This is a genomic window from Spirosoma panaciterrae DSM 21099 (assembly GCF_000374025.1).
GTDB classification, from domain to species: domain Bacteria; phylum Bacteroidota; class Bacteroidia; order Cytophagales; family Spirosomataceae; genus Spirosoma; species Spirosoma panaciterrae.
In genome coordinates, this window is the sequence record NZ_KB893196.1 from 58,220 (window position 1) to 73,737 (window position 15,518).

Sequence of the window (15,518 nt, forward strand, 5' to 3'; positions counted from 1 at the left end):
AACCCGCGATTGTCAATAACTAGAGTTGCGGGCTTCCATCCGCATTCCATGCATGCAAATTACTACCGTTCGATCGGATGCTGATGTTCAGGGGATTTTGGCACTCCAGCAAAAAAACCTCCGCCGAAATGTTCCACTTGCTGTACAGGTCGATCAGGGATTTGTGACCGTTGAGCATGACCCGGCTGTACTAGCACGTATGAACCAGGCAGCTCCCAGCGTCATTGCCAAAGACGGCAATAGCGTAGTAGGCTATGCCCTGACCATGCTTCCTGAATTTGGATCGGAAGTACCAGAACTGCTGCCCCTGTTTGACCTGATCACCAAGCTGACTTACGACGGTAAGCCCTTACCCGAATATGCCTGGTATGTGATGGGACAGGTATGTGTAGCTGATGGGTATCGGGGCCAGAAACTATTCGACCGGATGTTCCAGCATCATCGCGAAGTATATGGCGACCGATTTCAGCTACTGATCACCGATATTTCGGCCAACAATACCCGCTCGTTACGGGCTCATAGTCGCGTTGGCTTCGAGCCGATTCACGAGTTTTACGATCCGGCTATCGGCGAAACCTGGGTAGTGGTAGCCTGGGATTTCAGAAAGGAGTAAATTGGCCGCTGAACAAAGACCTATAGCCAGTCTGACGATTGGCCCAACTGAACCATGCGCCTGCTCATTCTCTTCGTACTTAGCGTCACCTCAGTGGTGGCCCAGCCCTTACCCCAAACTTTCACCCCTGCCAAATCGGCCGCTGATGCGGGTTTTTCGGCCGACCGACTAAAACGGTTAGACACCTGGTTACAAAGCCTGATCGATCAGGACATAGCGCCCAATGCCGTTACGTTTGTGGCCCACAAAGGCAAAGTGGTTCATTATAAAGCGTTCGGGTACAGCAACCTGGCCAAGAAAACTCCACTCAAACGCGATGACCTCTATCGGATTGCCTCACAGTCGAAAGCCATCACGACGACTACGCTTATGACCTTGTTTGAGGAGGAAAAATTTTTGCTCGATGATCCGATCTCAAACTATATTCCTGCCTTTAAAAATCCGAAAGTACTGGTCAGGTATGACAAAAAAGACCCGATTGGCGGTACCTACGAAACGCGTCCGGCAAAAGGCGAAATCACCATTCGGAAATTGCTGAGCCACAATGCGGGTATTCCATACGAGCACCCACTCGATGGTCGCCCCGAATTTAAAGTACCCTTTTTCAATTCAACGGCTCCCGATAAGCTCGAAGATGCGATCAATAAACTGGCCAAACGTCCACTCCTGCGTGATCCTGGAACGGACTCTACCGGCGCGGGCTTTACTTATGGACTGAATACCGACATTATTGGCCGACTGATCGAAGTCCTGACTGGCAAACCGCTGGATGTTGCCATACGGGAACGCGTATTGGAGCCGCTGGGCATGACCGACACCTATTTTTACCTGCCCGATCATAAAGCCAGCCGACTGGTTGAACTGTACGAAAAGTCGAGTATGGACAAACCGCTGACGTTACATACGAACGAAGCCTACCGCAACTCGTCTATTTCGGGGGCTAAAACGTATTTTTCGGGAGGAGCGGGATTGATCAGTTCGGTAGAAGACTATGCCAAACTTTGCCAGATGTTCCTGAACGGCGGCACGTTCAATAGCAGGCGGATTCTGGGTCGAAAAACGGTCGAAATGATGCTCCGTAACCAGATTGGCGCGGCTGAGGTCTGGGATCGGAAAGATAAGTTTGGGCTGGGTTTTCAACTGATTACCGAAAACTCCCATTATGGCGATCAGGCAACCCCCGGTTCATTTACCTGGGGGGGGATGTACTGCTCCGAATTTACGATTGACCCCAAAGAAGAACTTATTCTTCTCATTTTTACCAATGTGCAGCCCTACGCTTATTACAGCGACTTCGTAAAGAAATTCCGAATCGCGGTATATCAGGCACTTGATTAGGCTATTCTCAGACGAAGATGTAGCTAAACTGGCAAATCAGAGGGCCATGGAGTTCCCTCTGATTTGCCGATACCTATCAGCTACCTGCATGCAATGTAATTTGGTTTACCTTTCCGTGCTTAACCAGTTTTGGTTTTTGGTATGCCTTTTTAGGCAATAGCTTAGTGTAACTTTTCATGGTTTTAATCGTTTAAAGTAAGTAAAGATGGGTATACTTAATGCGACCAGTACGTCCTTTACGCATACTTCTTTTGCAATAATAAGGCTATAAAAGCGACATCGCGATGCCGTTAAAGTGCTTATTTAGTAGAAGGTAGTGTGGCCATATACGCATTATGCCAACTTGTTAATGAATGCTTCCAACCCATGATTAAAAAAATTGCTCTTGTACTTGTAGGGGTTTTGGCTGCGCTGGTTGTCTGGCAATGGGATTTGGTCAGTTATGGGTGGATGCAGGCGAAAGGACAATTGAGCGTAATCTGGAACACAAAACCCGTAAACCAGGTGTTGGCAGATCCGACGTACCCCGACTCGTTGAAAAAGCAAATAGAACTTATCCGCGAAATCAAGCGTTTTGCTATAGACTCGCTTGGTTTGGATAAGTCAGGAAGTTACGAATCGTTTTATGACCAGCATGGGAAGCCAATCCTGTGGGTGGTAACAGCCGCAGAGCCTTATCAACTCGTTGCAAAACAATGGCATTTCCCAATCATCGGTACGTTTTCGTACAAAGGTTTTTTTGAAAAAGACCGTGCCGATTCAGCGGTTTCGGAACTTAAACGAACTGGTTTCGATACCCGGATTGGTGAAGTATCGGCCTGGTCGACATTAGGATTTTTAAATGACCCGATCTTGTCCAGCTTTCTGGATAAACCTGTAGGAAGCCTGGCCGAGTTGATTATCCATGAACTGACGCACGGAACGCTGTTCATAAAAAATAGTTTAGAGTACAACGAAAACCTGGCTGATTTCGTAGGCGAATACGGAGCCTTACGGTTTCTGGCCCAAAAGTATGGGAAAGCTTCCGAGCCTTACCAGAACTATCTGGCCAGTAAAGCGTTTTACGAACGATACGATGAGCATATTTTGCGGGGGACCCGAACGCTCGACAGCTTATACCGAACGTTTAAACCTACAACCCTGGCGGCTGTCAAAGATTCACTGAAATGGCAAACCATTCGGCAAATCGTGGCTTCAGCCGACACCATCACCGATCAACGTAAAGCCATAAGTGTACGTTCAATAAAAAAACGGAGTCTTAGCAAACCAAACTTACCCAATAATGCGTACTTTATTGGGTACTTAACCTACCGAAAACAACAGAATCGGTTTCGGCAGGAATTTGAAAACCGATTCGGAGGAGATTTTAAACGATACTTGTCTTACTTAAAAAAGACCTATCCATCTTTATAACTGGAGTCCGGGATGCGGGCATTTGGTACTATGAAGAAGTTATTGATCAGCATTGGTATTCTTTTGGTCCTGAGCACTGGCTTTATGGCGTTAAACACCTATCGTCGTGTCGTCAATACAAGCTTTGGTCCCGGCGAACATCTCGAATACCGGGTTCACTATGGTTTTTTGAACGCGGCCGAAGCCATTGTCGATGTAAGCCCAACTCTATACAAAGTCAACGACCGTCCTTGTTACCGCGTGAACGTCGACGGCCGAACCGTCGGTGCTTTCGATCTGGTTACCCGCATTCGGGACACCTGGCGGTCTTATATTGATACAGCCGCCATTCTTCCTCAGAAGTTCTATACCAATCTTCAGGAAAACAGTTACCGGAAAGAAGAAAATATTACGTTTAATCACGAAACCAATACCGTAAAAGCTGAAGAGCGTACGGAAAAGGATGTGTTCAAGGTCCCCGATAATGTCCACGACCTGATCAGTGGCTATTACTTCCTGCGTACAATCGATTTCAACAGGATCAGTAATGGGCAGGTTCTTGAAGTACCGGCTTTTTACGACGATACCATTTATAATATGAAAGTTCGGTATCGTGGTAAAGCGGTTATCAAAACCAAGCAGGGCAAGATCAATGTCATCAAGCTGAATCCGGTTCTGCCTGCTAACAAGCTCTTTAAAGAAGAAGAGTCGATCCGTATTTTCGTTTCCGACGATGCGAACAAAGTGCCGGTAAAAGTAGAAGTTGACTTCTGGGTCGGCGCTATGGTCATGGATTTGCGCCAGAATAGCGGCCTGAAACAACCCCTTAAGTTCTTTTAATTGTACCCTCTTCTTCATCCATACAAAACCCTCCCCATAGCTATAGGGAGGGTTTTGTATGGATGAAGAAGAAACGTCATTGTACATTCTCTGCTTTAACGACCCGGTTTCTTACTACCTGATTTCAAAACCTCATCGGCCTGGTCGCTTGGCTATTTTTATCAGGATAGGCACACATGTACCCGTTGGGCATACACAGGCCTGTATGTCAACGGAGGTTTCGGCATAACAATCCGTTTCGTTGTAGACCCGTAGCCAATAGATACCGGGCGACTGGATCGGACTCAGAAACCCAGTCGCAGGCAGCAGCGTCTTACCTGACGTTACCGCTACACCTGTATCAAATGAGCTACCTTGTACCAATTCATAGGTTAAAGGCCCTGCTGTCGTAGTAGACACGTTATCTAAGACAATTGTATACGAACCCGGTCCGTTACAGTTTGAATAAATGTTTCCGATTGTTGGCAACGGATTCACCGTAACGGCCCCAATAGTGGTTGCCGTACAGCCGCTACTTGTTCCGACCACGGCGGTGTATACAGTGTTGCCTGTAGGTGTAACCACAAACACGCCGGAGGCATTCACCAGATTACCGGGCAACAGGGTATAACTATTGCCACCCGTTGCGGTTAAACTAGCGGTTTGCCCACTACAGATCGTAGCGCTGGTCAGCGTAGCCACGGGCAGCTCGTTTACGGATACGGTTCCTGTTACACTGGCTACACAACCATTGGCGTTGCTTACAATCACGGTATATGCACTTTGCGAGGTGGGGCTTACGACAAACTCGCCGATAGCACTTACCAGATTATCAGGCAGAAGCGTGTAACTGGTGCCCCCTGTAGCAAGCAGAGTGGCCGACTGGCCTGTGCAGATCGTCGCACTATTTACTGTTGCCGTTGGCAGCGGGTTCACTGTTACACTGGCGACGGCCGATGTGACGCTGTTGCCGATGGTACAGGTGGCGGTGTATGTCAACACCGTAGGGCTGGCGATGCTGGCAAGACTAGCCGTAGAAACCGTTACCGATGTACCACTACTGGGCATAGTCCCGGCCGACCAGTCGATTCTTCCAGTAGCACACCCACTAGCTGTAAGCGTAGCGGGTTGCCCGGCACAAACGACAGCCAATGTCACCTGTATGTCAGCCGCAACGGTACAACTTGATGGCGCTGAATACGTCAGACTGAACACTTGTCCCGCATAGCTTGCACTCAGCGAATGAGGCCCTGAACCCGATGGAAAGCCACTTAACGAGAAAGGCACAGAGGTTGACCCTACGGTTATGGGTACACTGGCCGTTACATTCCCATCCGTTAAAAGGGCGTTATCGGTTATCGAATTGCTGAGCGACATTGTCCCCGTAAGCGTATACTCGTTGGTCAGTGTATTACAGGTACCGGGAGTCACGGCAAGTCCGACGGTAGGTATACAGTTGTTATACGGCAGAAAGGCCGGAACGATTTCATAACAATACGGTCCGTTGTATACAATGACCGAATAACTCGTACCACTGCTACTGACGGGATTAGCCAGTCCCGTATAACTTACACTTCCACTCACTATTGTACGGCTGTTGCCAGTAGCCGTATACGCAGGCGGAATACTAGTGGTGTATAAAAAGGTTTTATCCCCATTCTGTATACCGCTAATATCAATGCGGGCATCACTATTCGCGGTAATACTGCTGACCGGGCAAGTGGCTGGTGTTACGGATACACTCGCCACAGATGTTGGCAGACAGTAAAAACCAACATCAAAGCTATGATCTACTGAGCCGCTGTAGCTGGTGGTGATACTAATTGCCGGTGCGGTGAAGCTTGCGAAAGCAGTTAGTTGCGCATCCGAATCGTTCAGATCATTTCGATAGCCTCCTGTCGCATTCGCTACGGTAAGATGGTATTTTCCACCGCCAGCCGTTAGCAGTGTATCAACAAACTGGCCGTTCGTACCAAAAACAATCTGATAGGATGAGTTGGGTAAAAGGGCAGTCGTTGAACCCGGCACGGTCGACGATGTTGGTGTGTACGTAAAATAATATTCACCAACCGCATCGGTCGTAGTCGTGGCAAGAACAACCCCGTTCTGTAGTAAAGAAACATTGACACCAGGCAGGCCCGCTTCATCTGGGTCCTGTTCGCCATCGTGATCAGTATCAAGCCAGACCCGATTGCCCACCTGCAAATAAGCCGGTAGGTCGCAGGCTAATCCAACCCCGCCCAGGCCCGTAGCTTTACCCAGCGTTCCTCCATCGCCATCTACCGTTTTATACACCACAAATGCACTGGTTGCATTATTGCCCGTAGTATGGGTTCCTGTTTTGTTGCTCAGAAAACGTAATCCACCCGACCAGGACTGGTTGTTGAGCGGGTCCATTGTCGAAGCTACTACCTCACCAGACCCCGGTCGAATAGCCAGAGCCCCATTGGCATTTTCAGAATGCACTAACCCTTGCCCTTCATAATAGAAGTCATCGTTGTAGAACTCACCCCCACCTGGCCCCTGGTTGTTATTGATACTCGAACCCGTATTAGGCCCTGCTTTACCACCATTTTCCAGGATAAACGTACCATTACTAAAATACGCTCTGAGCAAATCTCCTCCACTGATGTTACTGTAATGTTTGGTATCACCAGCATCATCGCTAAAGTTCTGAAAGCCAAGCTGTAGGCCCGAACGATCATTGAATCCCAGTACCATGGACCCATCAATATCAAACTCAATACTGGCCAGAATAGGCTGCGGGTGCATGATAAAATACTCGCCCGTATTAACGACCACAAAATTGGAGAATGAATCTTCCCAGGGGTACCAGCCCCGTATGCTGAAATCCGTACGATCAGGGGCGCCTTTCGGGTAAGTCAGCGGAAAATCGAATATAATCTGGTAGGTTCCCCCACTCCCCAGATTATCACCTGTACCGGGCGTATAGGCATACACAATAGCCCGCAGATCGCTCTTGTCTTTACTAACGGATGCATCGCAAACAGCACCTACATATACCTTCCCCTGATACGTCTTCAAAGCCCAGATCCGGCGGATACCACTGGTACACACATTATCGGCCGGCAACGGGTGAACAGCCCAATCGCTGGGGCCCGGTGCCCCCGAAGGCGGTACCCGAAGTGAATACAATTTGCCATCGTGCAGATTTGTAAACCACAATAGTGACCCATCTTCGGCAATATCCATGTCACCAATACCTACTTTCCCAATGGCCGTAAATGAATCAGGATCGTGGCTGGCGGCAATGGGTAGCCCCTCTAACCCCCTTGCATTATTCGACGGGATTGTCCCCAAATCGATTCCCAGTGTGGTGAGGTCTACATACAGATTTGTATTCGCAGTACTTAATGTGGGGCCCGACATATCGGTAATATAAATACCGCCCAGGCCAGCAGGCCCCAGCCCGACATGCCGACGGAGTACAGCACTCGTGTATAGTCGTTTTGTAAACTTGCTATACGTAGTTCCCCACAAGGACCCAACCTGGCTAGCCGTAGCGAGCGGTTTCATCACACTCATGTTCTTGTTGCCACGCGACGAATACGGAAAAGCAATAAGGGCATCAAGACCGCCAGATGTAGAGCCATTTGGCAACGGGTCTCCGTTAACAAAACAGGGCAGCATAATCAAAGGATCAGTCTGGCAATACTCCTGGGCATTAAGTACCCCCAGGTCAACCCGACAGTCCGGTGCGCTAACAAACTGAACCGTCGTCCGTCCATCCGCTCCGTTTGGGGTTCCATTGCCGGCATAGGTCGGTATATTAGTGAATTCGATCCGAACTGGATACTCTGCCTGCGGAATAGCCATCGTATAGTTACCAATTGAATCGGTCGATGTCGTGTACGTTGTACCCACTCTGGTAATGGCCCGAACAGTAATATCAGGTAATCCGGTAGCCTCGCCATCCTGATGAATACCGTCCGCATTAAAATCTTTGAAAACAGTGCCTCCCAGCCCCAGGCAGGTCAGTGGTGGGCAGGCAGATGGCTTCGTGATCGTTTCAGTGACCGAACAGTTTTGCCCACCTGCGTTATAAGAGACGGTTACAGCAGCGGGTGTGCCATCGGCATCAACCTGAAACGCTACTACTTGCGGAGTATGTACATCGGCGTTTGCTGCGGTCGAAATAGCACGGGTCGTAAACGTCTTGGTAGCACTTCCTAGCTGAACCGTAACCACCCCTCCATCAGGAATAGTCGACCAGCCAATTTCAGCGCTAATGGTTACCTTACTGATTCCACTGACGGAGTAACAACCTGTTTCGCTAAGCTGTAAAGTCAATCCACAGTCATTATCACCAACGGATGCAGTTTGGGGAACGGTTTTATACGTAATCGGTTTTGTGCTGAGCGAATGAGCCACCTTGTCGATATCCTCTTGAAAATGCTTCGGCTTTACTGTAGCTGTTCGGTCATAGGCTGGTGGTGGAACAGCCGTCTTATCCGAATGTAAAATCAATACCAGTTGAAGTGAAATAGGTACAAGTAGTCTTAGTAACATTCCGTTGAAGCTAGAGGATGAACAGTTAACCCATCAACAAATAATATATTATTTATCAAATTCAGTTACCTCTAGTCTACTTATGATTAACACAACAGTAGATTAAATATTCATGTATCAAAAAATAATGACAGACTATAACCTTTAATACATCAGAGATAACCTATTTCATGATTGGCAACATTTATACCATCCAGCCATCCATAGGGATTATCAATTCTCAAAAAGGATAAACAACAGATTGTATTTTATTAAGCGGCTTATAACTCGACAGATTGTCTTTACCCACAAAAATCACACCATTTTATCAACTAACCTACCAAATGCTTTTAACAATAAAGTTACTCATATACCAATAATCACAATTTTTATTTATTCTATACAGCACAATAAGAAACTTATTAGTAAGCTAATGAAGTACTAAGAGTAGTTTTTAATTACCAAAAATAACAATATCGTATAGTATTAATTTGTTCTAGAATCAAGAAGAATCGCCGTATAACTTAAATTCTTGTATTGAACACCGCCTTGATGATACCTTTTATACAATCACGAATACAAAGCACGGCATATTCGAGCTGATTTAAGCGATGCCAGCGTACTGAATGAATGGGTTGTTCATAGGCACCAAAGCTCTGATAGAACTGCCGGACAGAGGGCTTTTCAGGGCTTTCAAAATCGAACAACCACGGAATCGTCTCCCTTTTGTAATCTATATTCTCCTGAATCGTCCGATCAATCAGTAATGTACGGGCATTGCCTTTCCTTCCGGCCTCCGATGCTGCGTTGAAAAGGTAAATAATCCGGTTCCCTTCCTGAGCAAACAGAACACCCGCTTCGATATGTCCATCCCGGACAGCGTATTGAATTCGTCCACAATTGCGCTGAATCAAGGCAGATGTTAGATTTCTGAGCAGGTCATACGCCCACTCCGGCACTCCGCCATCCATCAGCCCGGCGTGATGCCGCCTGAACAAATTCAGGAGTGGTTCCGGGTCCGACGAAAAGACAAGGGTCCAGTTGGCAACTTCCGCCCGACGCAAATTGCATTTACGATCGCGCGAATATTGTTGATAGACCGTCTTGTAATCAGGCGCCAACCCCAGTACGTGTGTAGATGACTGTCGAACGGTATCGAAACCGCTTAGGTCATGAATTGACCGACGCGTGCTATAACTTGATCCATACCGAAACGCATCCGTCAACAGGCGAAAAAACGGGCGAACATCCAACGCCGTATCCCGACTAAAAATATCCAGAAACTGGCAGAAAAACGGCTGATGCACCACCCACTTATACCGAAAACCCGCTACCCCTTTTCGGCGTAGTGGAATCGGCATGACGGCCTCATATTGCCCTGCATCATCCAGAAGGACAATCCCTACCCACGACCATCTGGGCCGTGGCAAAACAGCATCCAGGTACCATGAGTAGCCATAGATAATCCGCTGCGGTGAAGCCGCTACGCAGGTATCCCAGGCTAAAACGTCGATTTGCTCGCGGGAAACCAGATGAGGAACTTTTGCCAAACTGATGAATGACGATAGATAGTACCTCTGAGACGTCAGCCTGCTCTTTTCGTCAACCCTATGTCCGAAATGAGGGGTTACTTAAACTGAGCTTTCAGCTTTTCGATCATATCGCGGGTTTCGGCGTGTTTGGCCACCAGATCACTGATCGTTTGAACGGCGTGAATCACCGTACTATGATCGCGTCCGCCAAAGTGATAGCCAATGGACTTAAGCGACAGATCGGTTTTTTCTTTGGCCAGATACATGGCGACCTGACGGGGGTGTACCAGTTCACGTTTCCGACTTTTCGCTTTCAGATCGGCAATAGTCACGTTAAAGTAATCGGCCACTGCTTCCTGGACCGAATCGATGGTTACTTCCCGATCAGAATCGACTACGATATTTCGGAGGGTCTGCTTCGCCAGCTCCAGATCAATATCGCGCCGATTTAGCGAAGCCTGGGCCATCAGCGAGACAATAACCCCTTCGAGTTCGCGTACGTTTGTATTAACGCTATGAGCGAGGTACTCAATCACATTGTCGTCGATATAGATACCTTCGGTCTGTAGTTTTTTCTGGATAATGGCGATACGGGTTTCCAGGTCTGGTGTCTGCAAATCGGCCGAAAGCCCCCATTTGAAGCGGGAAAGTAGCCGATCTTCCAACCCGTCCAGCGCCCGTGGAGCCCGGTCCGACGTCATGATAATCTGCTTGCCCGACTGGTGCAGGTGATTGAAGATATGGAAGAAAATTTCCTGTGTCTTCTCTTTCTTCTGCAGGAACTGCACATCGTCGATAACCAGCACATCGACCTGCATGTAGAACGACGTAAAGTCACGAATACCATCGGTCCGTACCGCATTCAGAAACTGATTGGTAAACTTCTCCGACGTGACGTACAGAACAAACTTATTATGACTGTTATTCTTGATGTAGTTCCCGATGGCCTGGACCAGGTGTGTTTTGCCCAACCCTACCCCACCGTAAATCATCAGTGGGTTGAAGGAGGTGACTCCAGGGCGCTCAGCCACCGCATAGCCAGCCGAGCGAGCCAGCCGGTTGCAATCGCCTTCCACATAATTCTCGAAGGTATAACTCGGGTTCAGGTACGAATCGAGCGTAAGCGAATCGAGGTCTTTAAGCTGGAACGGGCTTTTAAGAATATCGGGGTTGACGTTGTCGGGCTTGGCCGTTTGGGGGCTTTTGGTCGTGGGCACATTAACCGTTAGCGGTCGATTCTGCTCATTTCCCTTATCGACAATAATCGAGTACTCCAACTGACCTGTTGGCCCGATAGCCGTATCGAGCGCCTTACGAAGCGCGTGTACGAAATTCTCTTCCAGCCATTCGTAAAAGAACTCACTGGGCACCTGAATCGTCAAAACATTCCCATTGAGCCGTAGAGGCACGATGGGTTCAAACCAGGTATTAAAACTTTGTTCGGGAACAATTTCCCGAATAACGTTCAGACAGCGATTCCACACCGTCGTTACTTCACGCTGCATGCCTGTCTGAGTGGTTACATTCACGAGAAACTAATTGTGCTACGGTTGATTCCGCAAAAAAGGAGACAAATATGGGGAAAATATCCGACCAGACCATACAAATGAAGGCATGATTTAAGTCATCATCGCTCCCGCTTCAGCAATGTTAAGCTAAAATTAAGGGATTCAGCTTGAACGTCAAGGGGGTGGCAAAATCCCTTTGAATAATACAACGATGCCCTGTATCAGCGAGTTAAAAACGCATGACTTTCCCGAAAAGATAAAAACGTTACTTTTACAGCGTATCGTCTTAATCGTACTCGATGGACTCTTTTTTTTCGTCATCTTTTCCTCCAACCGACCAATCAGCCTGGCTGGCACAGGTTCAGCGGGAACTTAAAGACGCTGGTGCTTATGAAAGCCTACGCTGGCATACCGACGAAGGGTTTACGCTGGAGCCCTATTATACAGCCGATGATCTAAATCAATTGCCACTTACGCTGATTCAGGACGCGCAGAAGCCGATTCCCGGCTGGGTTAATGCCCCCGAATGTACAGGCTCGAATGAAAAAACGGCCAATGCGGTTCTCAGAGACACACTCGCCAAAGGAGCAGACGGATTAGTGGTCCGGTTACCTGCGAGACCTGACCTCTCGCAGTTGCTAAATGGCATAAAACTGACCGAAACGCCTGTTTACTTTCAGTTTCAGCCGGGAGTCACTTCACAGGAAATAGTCGATGTGGTTCAACGCCTGAAAACCATTGCTCCTTACCAACTCAAAGGGGGCCTACTAACCGATGCTGGTGAAGCAACCGCCCAGATTACTCAATTAACGGCCGATTCTCCCCAGTTTTATACGGTTGGGGTCAGTAGCCACGCTTTTCATCAGGCCGGAGCCACAGCGACCCAGGAACTAGCGTTCCTGCTGGCTTCGCTGGCAGACCGATTCGACCCACTCACAGATGCCGGATTACCGATTGAGCAACTGGCTCAAAAACTCATTCTCTCCGTTTCCATCGGAACCGATTATTTTTTAGAAATCGCCAAACTCAGGGCCTTACGGGTACTCATTCAACGCTTCTTACAGTTTTACCAGGAATCGGCCATAAGGTATCCGATTCAGATCCATGCCCGAACCTCTAGGTTTTACGACTCTACGGCTACTGCCTATACCAACATGATACGAGCCACTACCGAAGCCATGGCAGCCATCATCGGTGGGTGCGATGTATTGAGTATCCACGCGTACGATGCCGTTCTGAATCAATCAAGCGAATTCTCGGAACGAATAGCCCGTAACCTTTCTATCCTGCTGAGCGACGAATCGCATTTAGGCAAAGTTGCTGACCCTTCAGCTGGATCGTATTACGTTGAAAGCCTGACCCATCAGCTAGTGGAAATGGCCTGGGCCCTTTTTACAACCATCGAAAAGCGGGGAGGCATGGCCAAAGCCATAGCCGATGGGTACATACAGGCCGAGCTGGAACGCGCCTATCAGGCTAAAGTAGAAGCGATTAAAAACGGACGCGTGCTGGTAGGGGTCAACAAATTCCGTTTTGACGAGACGACAACGCAAACCCATACCCTAACCACTGAAGAAACAGGATTAGCCGAAAAACGACTGGCCGAACCCTTTGAGTAAACCATGAGACCCGATTTTACCCAGAAAATTCAGCAAGCACCGTCGAACGCAACGTCGCTGGAACCTCTAAAGCCCCAGCATTCACGTTCTGCGCTTTTTACCACGGCCGAGGGTATTAAACTTAAGCCCCGCTTTACGTCTGCCGATGCTGATACCCAGTACGTTTCGTCGTCGCAGGCTGGTATACCACCCTATCTGCGTGGGCCTTATGCCAGCATGTACGTTCGCCAGCCCTGGACAATCAGGCAGTATGCGGGTTTTTCGACCGCCGAAGAATCGAATGCGTTCTATCGCCGGAATCTGGCAGCCGGTCAAAAAGGGTTATCGGTCGCTTTCGATCTGGCTACCCACCGGGGGTACGACTCCGACCATCCCCGTGTAGTGGGCGATGTCGGCAAGGCGGGGGTAGCCATCGATTCCGTCGAAGATATGAAAATCCTCTTCGATCAGATTCCTCTCGATCAGATGTCGGTCTCGATGACCATGAATGGAGCCGTTATTCCGATCATGGCTTTTTATATCGTTGCGGCTGAAGAGCAGGGCGTTCCACCCGAAAAGTTATCGGGCACCATTCAAAATGACATTCTGAAAGAGTTTATGGTGCGGAATACCTACATCTATCCGCCTGAACCGTCGATGCGAATTGTAGGCGATATTTTTGCCTATACAGCCCAGTATATGCCCAAGTTCAACTCTATCAGTATCAGTGGCTATCATATGCACGAGGCCGGGGCACCTGCACACCTGGAGCTGGCCTATACCCTGGCCGATGGACTGGAGTATATTCGAACGGGCTTAAGGGCCGGTATGAACATCGACGCATTTGCGCCAAGGCTGTCGTTCTTCTGGGGCATCGGCATGAACCATTTTATGGAAATTGCCAAGCTACGGGCTGGTCGTTTATTGTGGGCAAACATCGTCAATTCATTTAGCCCCAAAAACCCAAAATCGCTGGCGTTACGAACGCATTGCCAAACCTCTGGCTATAGCCTGACCGAACAAGACCCGTTCAACAACGTCGCCCGGACCACCATCGAAGCCCTGGCGGCTGTACTGGGAGGTACGCAGAGTTTGCATACCAATTCGCTGGATGAGGCTATTGCACTGCCCACTGATTTTTCGGCTCGTATTGCACGCAACACCCAACTGTATATCCAGCATGAAACCAACGTGACACGGACCATCGATCCCTGGGGCGGTTCATACTACATTGAATTTCTGACGAAAGAACTGGTCGAAAAAGCGTGGGTACTGATCCAGGAAGTAGAGCAGTTGGGTGGGATGACCAAAGCCATCGAGACCGGACTGCCCAAACTTCGGATCGAAGAGGCTGCCGCCCGTAAACAAGCCCGTATCGACTCAGGCAAAGACACCATCGTTGGCGTCAATCGCTACCAATCCAGCTCCGACACGTCCATCGAATTGCTCGATATAGACAACAAGGTCGTCCGCGAAGCGCAGATTAAACGTCTGAACGAGATAAAATCCCGACGAGATCCACGAAACGTAGAGGCCACCCTGGCAGCACTAACGCAGGCGGCTTCGAACCCACCCCAACCCTCGCCAGAAAGCCACGAGAGCGGAAACAACCTGCTTGCCCTGGCTGTTGAAGCAGCTCGCGCACGGGCTACACTTGGCGAAATTTCGGATGCTATGGAAAAAGCGTTTGGCCGACACAAGGCTACCATTCGGGCTGTATCAGGCGTTTATTCGGCCGAGGTATCTGACGATGAAAACTTCCGTCTGGCCCGCCAGATGAGTGATCAATTTGCCGAACTTGATGGACGGCGCCCCCGTATTCTGGTCGCTAAGATGGGGCAGGATGGGCACGATCGAGGGGCTAAAGTTATTGCTACCAGTTTTGCCGACCTGGGTTTTGATGTCGACATGGGGCCCCTATTCCAAACTCCGGCCGAAGTAGCTCGTCAGGCAGCCGAAAACGATGTGCATATTGTGGGTGTATCGAGTCTGGCGGCTGGTCATAAAACTCTGGTTCCACAACTGATTGAGGAGCTTCGAAAAATCGGGCGCGACGATATTCTGGTCATCGCTGGTGGGGTAATTCCTGCTCAGGACTACCAATTCCTTTACGATGCTGGTGTAAAAGGCGTATTTGGTCCTGGAACGATCATTTCCGTAGCCGCCCAGAAAATTCTGGCCGAGTTGATGAAGGAATAAGTCTTACACT

Annotated in this window: 10 protein-coding genes; 6 read left to right on the forward strand and 4 right to left on the reverse strand. The window is 48.9% G+C overall.

What is annotated here, in order from left to right; all coding sequences use genetic code 11:
- The first annotated feature begins 52 nt into the window (after nucleotides 1-52).
- Nucleotides 53-613 (forward strand): GNAT family N-acetyltransferase, encoded by a 561-nt coding sequence (locus B153_RS0122660; protein ID WP_020599040.1) that lies wholly within the window; start codon nucleotides 53-55, stop codon nucleotides 611-613.
- Nucleotides 614-667: 54 nt separating this feature from the next.
- Nucleotides 668-1,951, forward strand: coding sequence for a serine hydrolase domain-containing protein (locus B153_RS0122665; RefSeq protein WP_020599041.1), 1,284 nt, complete (start codon nucleotides 668-670; stop codon nucleotides 1,949-1,951).
- A gap of 76 nt (nucleotides 1,952-2,027) precedes the next feature.
- On the opposite strand, the gene B153_RS38890 is transcribed toward B153_RS0122665, so the two are convergent.
- Nucleotides 2,028-2,129: a lasso RiPP family leader peptide-containing protein gene (locus tag B153_RS38890; RefSeq protein WP_157634788.1), complete on the reverse strand. Its 102-nt coding sequence runs from the start codon at nucleotides 2,127-2,129 to the stop codon at nucleotides 2,028-2,030.
- Between the two features lie 188 nt (nucleotides 2,130-2,317).
- Here B153_RS38890 and B153_RS0122670 point away from each other — a divergent pair, with 188 nt between their 5' ends.
- Nucleotides 2,318-3,364 (forward strand): aminopeptidase, encoded by a 1,047-nt coding sequence (locus tag B153_RS0122670; RefSeq protein WP_020599042.1) that lies wholly within the window; start codon nucleotides 2,318-2,320, stop codon nucleotides 3,362-3,364.
- Nucleotides 3,365-3,394: 30 nt separating this feature from the next.
- On the forward strand, nucleotides 3,395-4,183 hold the full coding sequence (locus B153_RS0122675) for a DUF3108 domain-containing protein (RefSeq protein WP_026262376.1): 789 nt from the start codon (nucleotides 3,395-3,397) through the stop codon (nucleotides 4,181-4,183).
- Nucleotides 4,184-4,315: 132 nt separating this feature from the next.
- Here B153_RS0122675 and B153_RS0122680 read toward each other — a convergent pair whose 3' ends face one another.
- The 3 genes from B153_RS0122680 to dnaA form a co-directional block, all read right to left on the reverse strand.
- Nucleotides 4,316-8,692: an SdrD B-like domain-containing protein gene (locus tag B153_RS0122680; protein ID WP_020599044.1), complete on the reverse strand. Its 4,377-nt coding sequence runs from the start codon at nucleotides 8,690-8,692 to the stop codon at nucleotides 4,316-4,318.
- A 503-nt stretch (nucleotides 8,693-9,195) separates the two neighbouring features.
- Nucleotides 9,196-10,221, reverse strand: coding sequence for a GNAT family N-acetyltransferase (locus tag B153_RS0122685; protein ID WP_020599045.1), 1,026 nt, complete (start codon nucleotides 10,219-10,221; stop codon nucleotides 9,196-9,198).
- A gap of 77 nt (nucleotides 10,222-10,298) precedes the next feature.
- The gene (gene dnaA, locus B153_RS0122690) at nucleotides 10,299-11,708 is read right to left on the reverse strand and encodes a chromosomal replication initiator protein DnaA (protein WP_020599046.1); all 1,410 of its coding nucleotides are present in this window, start codon (nucleotides 11,706-11,708) and stop codon (nucleotides 10,299-10,301) included.
- A 302-nt stretch (nucleotides 11,709-12,010) separates the two neighbouring features.
- Between dnaA and B153_RS0122695 the strand changes: the two genes are divergently transcribed.
- Both B153_RS0122695 and scpA read left to right on the forward strand, forming a co-directional pair.
- Nucleotides 12,011-13,330 (forward strand): methylmalonyl-CoA mutase family protein, encoded by a 1,320-nt coding sequence (locus B153_RS0122695; protein ID WP_020599047.1) that lies wholly within the window; start codon nucleotides 12,011-12,013, stop codon nucleotides 13,328-13,330.
- Nucleotides 13,331-13,333: 3 nt separating this feature from the next.
- Nucleotides 13,334-15,508, forward strand: coding sequence for a methylmalonyl-CoA mutase (gene scpA, locus B153_RS0122700; RefSeq protein ID WP_020599048.1), 2,175 nt, complete (start codon nucleotides 13,334-13,336; stop codon nucleotides 15,506-15,508).
- Nucleotides 15,509-15,518: the final 10 nt, after the last annotated feature.

What these genes read in the sequence shown, in the direction of transcription:
- B153_RS0122660 (WP_020599040.1), top strand. Translation starts at nt 53, where the DNA reads ATGCAAATTACTACCGTTCGATCGGATGCTGATGTTCAGGGGATTTTG.
- B153_RS0122665 (WP_020599041.1), top strand. Translation starts at nt 668, where the DNA reads ATGCGCCTGCTCATTCTCTTCGTACTTAGCGTCACCTCAGTGGTGGCC.
- B153_RS38890 (WP_157634788.1), bottom strand. Translation starts at nt 2,129, where the DNA reads ATGAAAAGTTACACTAAGCTATTGCCTAAAAAGGCATACCAAAAACCA.
- B153_RS0122670 (WP_020599042.1), top strand. Translation starts at nt 2,318, where the DNA reads ATGATTAAAAAAATTGCTCTTGTACTTGTAGGGGTTTTGGCTGCGCTG.
- B153_RS0122675 (WP_026262376.1), top strand. Translation starts at nt 3,395, where the DNA reads ATGAAGAAGTTATTGATCAGCATTGGTATTCTTTTGGTCCTGAGCACT.
- B153_RS0122680 (WP_020599044.1), bottom strand. Translation starts at nt 8,692, where the DNA reads ATGTTACTAAGACTACTTGTACCTATTTCACTTCAACTGGTATTGATT.
- dnaA (WP_020599046.1), bottom strand. Translation starts at nt 11,708, where the DNA reads ATGCAGCGTGAAGTAACGACGGTGTGGAATCGCTGTCTGAACGTTATT.
- B153_RS0122695 (WP_020599047.1), top strand. Translation starts at nt 12,011, where the DNA reads ATGGACTCTTTTTTTTCGTCATCTTTTCCTCCAACCGACCAATCAGCC.
- scpA (WP_020599048.1), top strand. Translation starts at nt 13,334, where the DNA reads ATGAGACCCGATTTTACCCAGAAAATTCAGCAAGCACCGTCGAACGCA.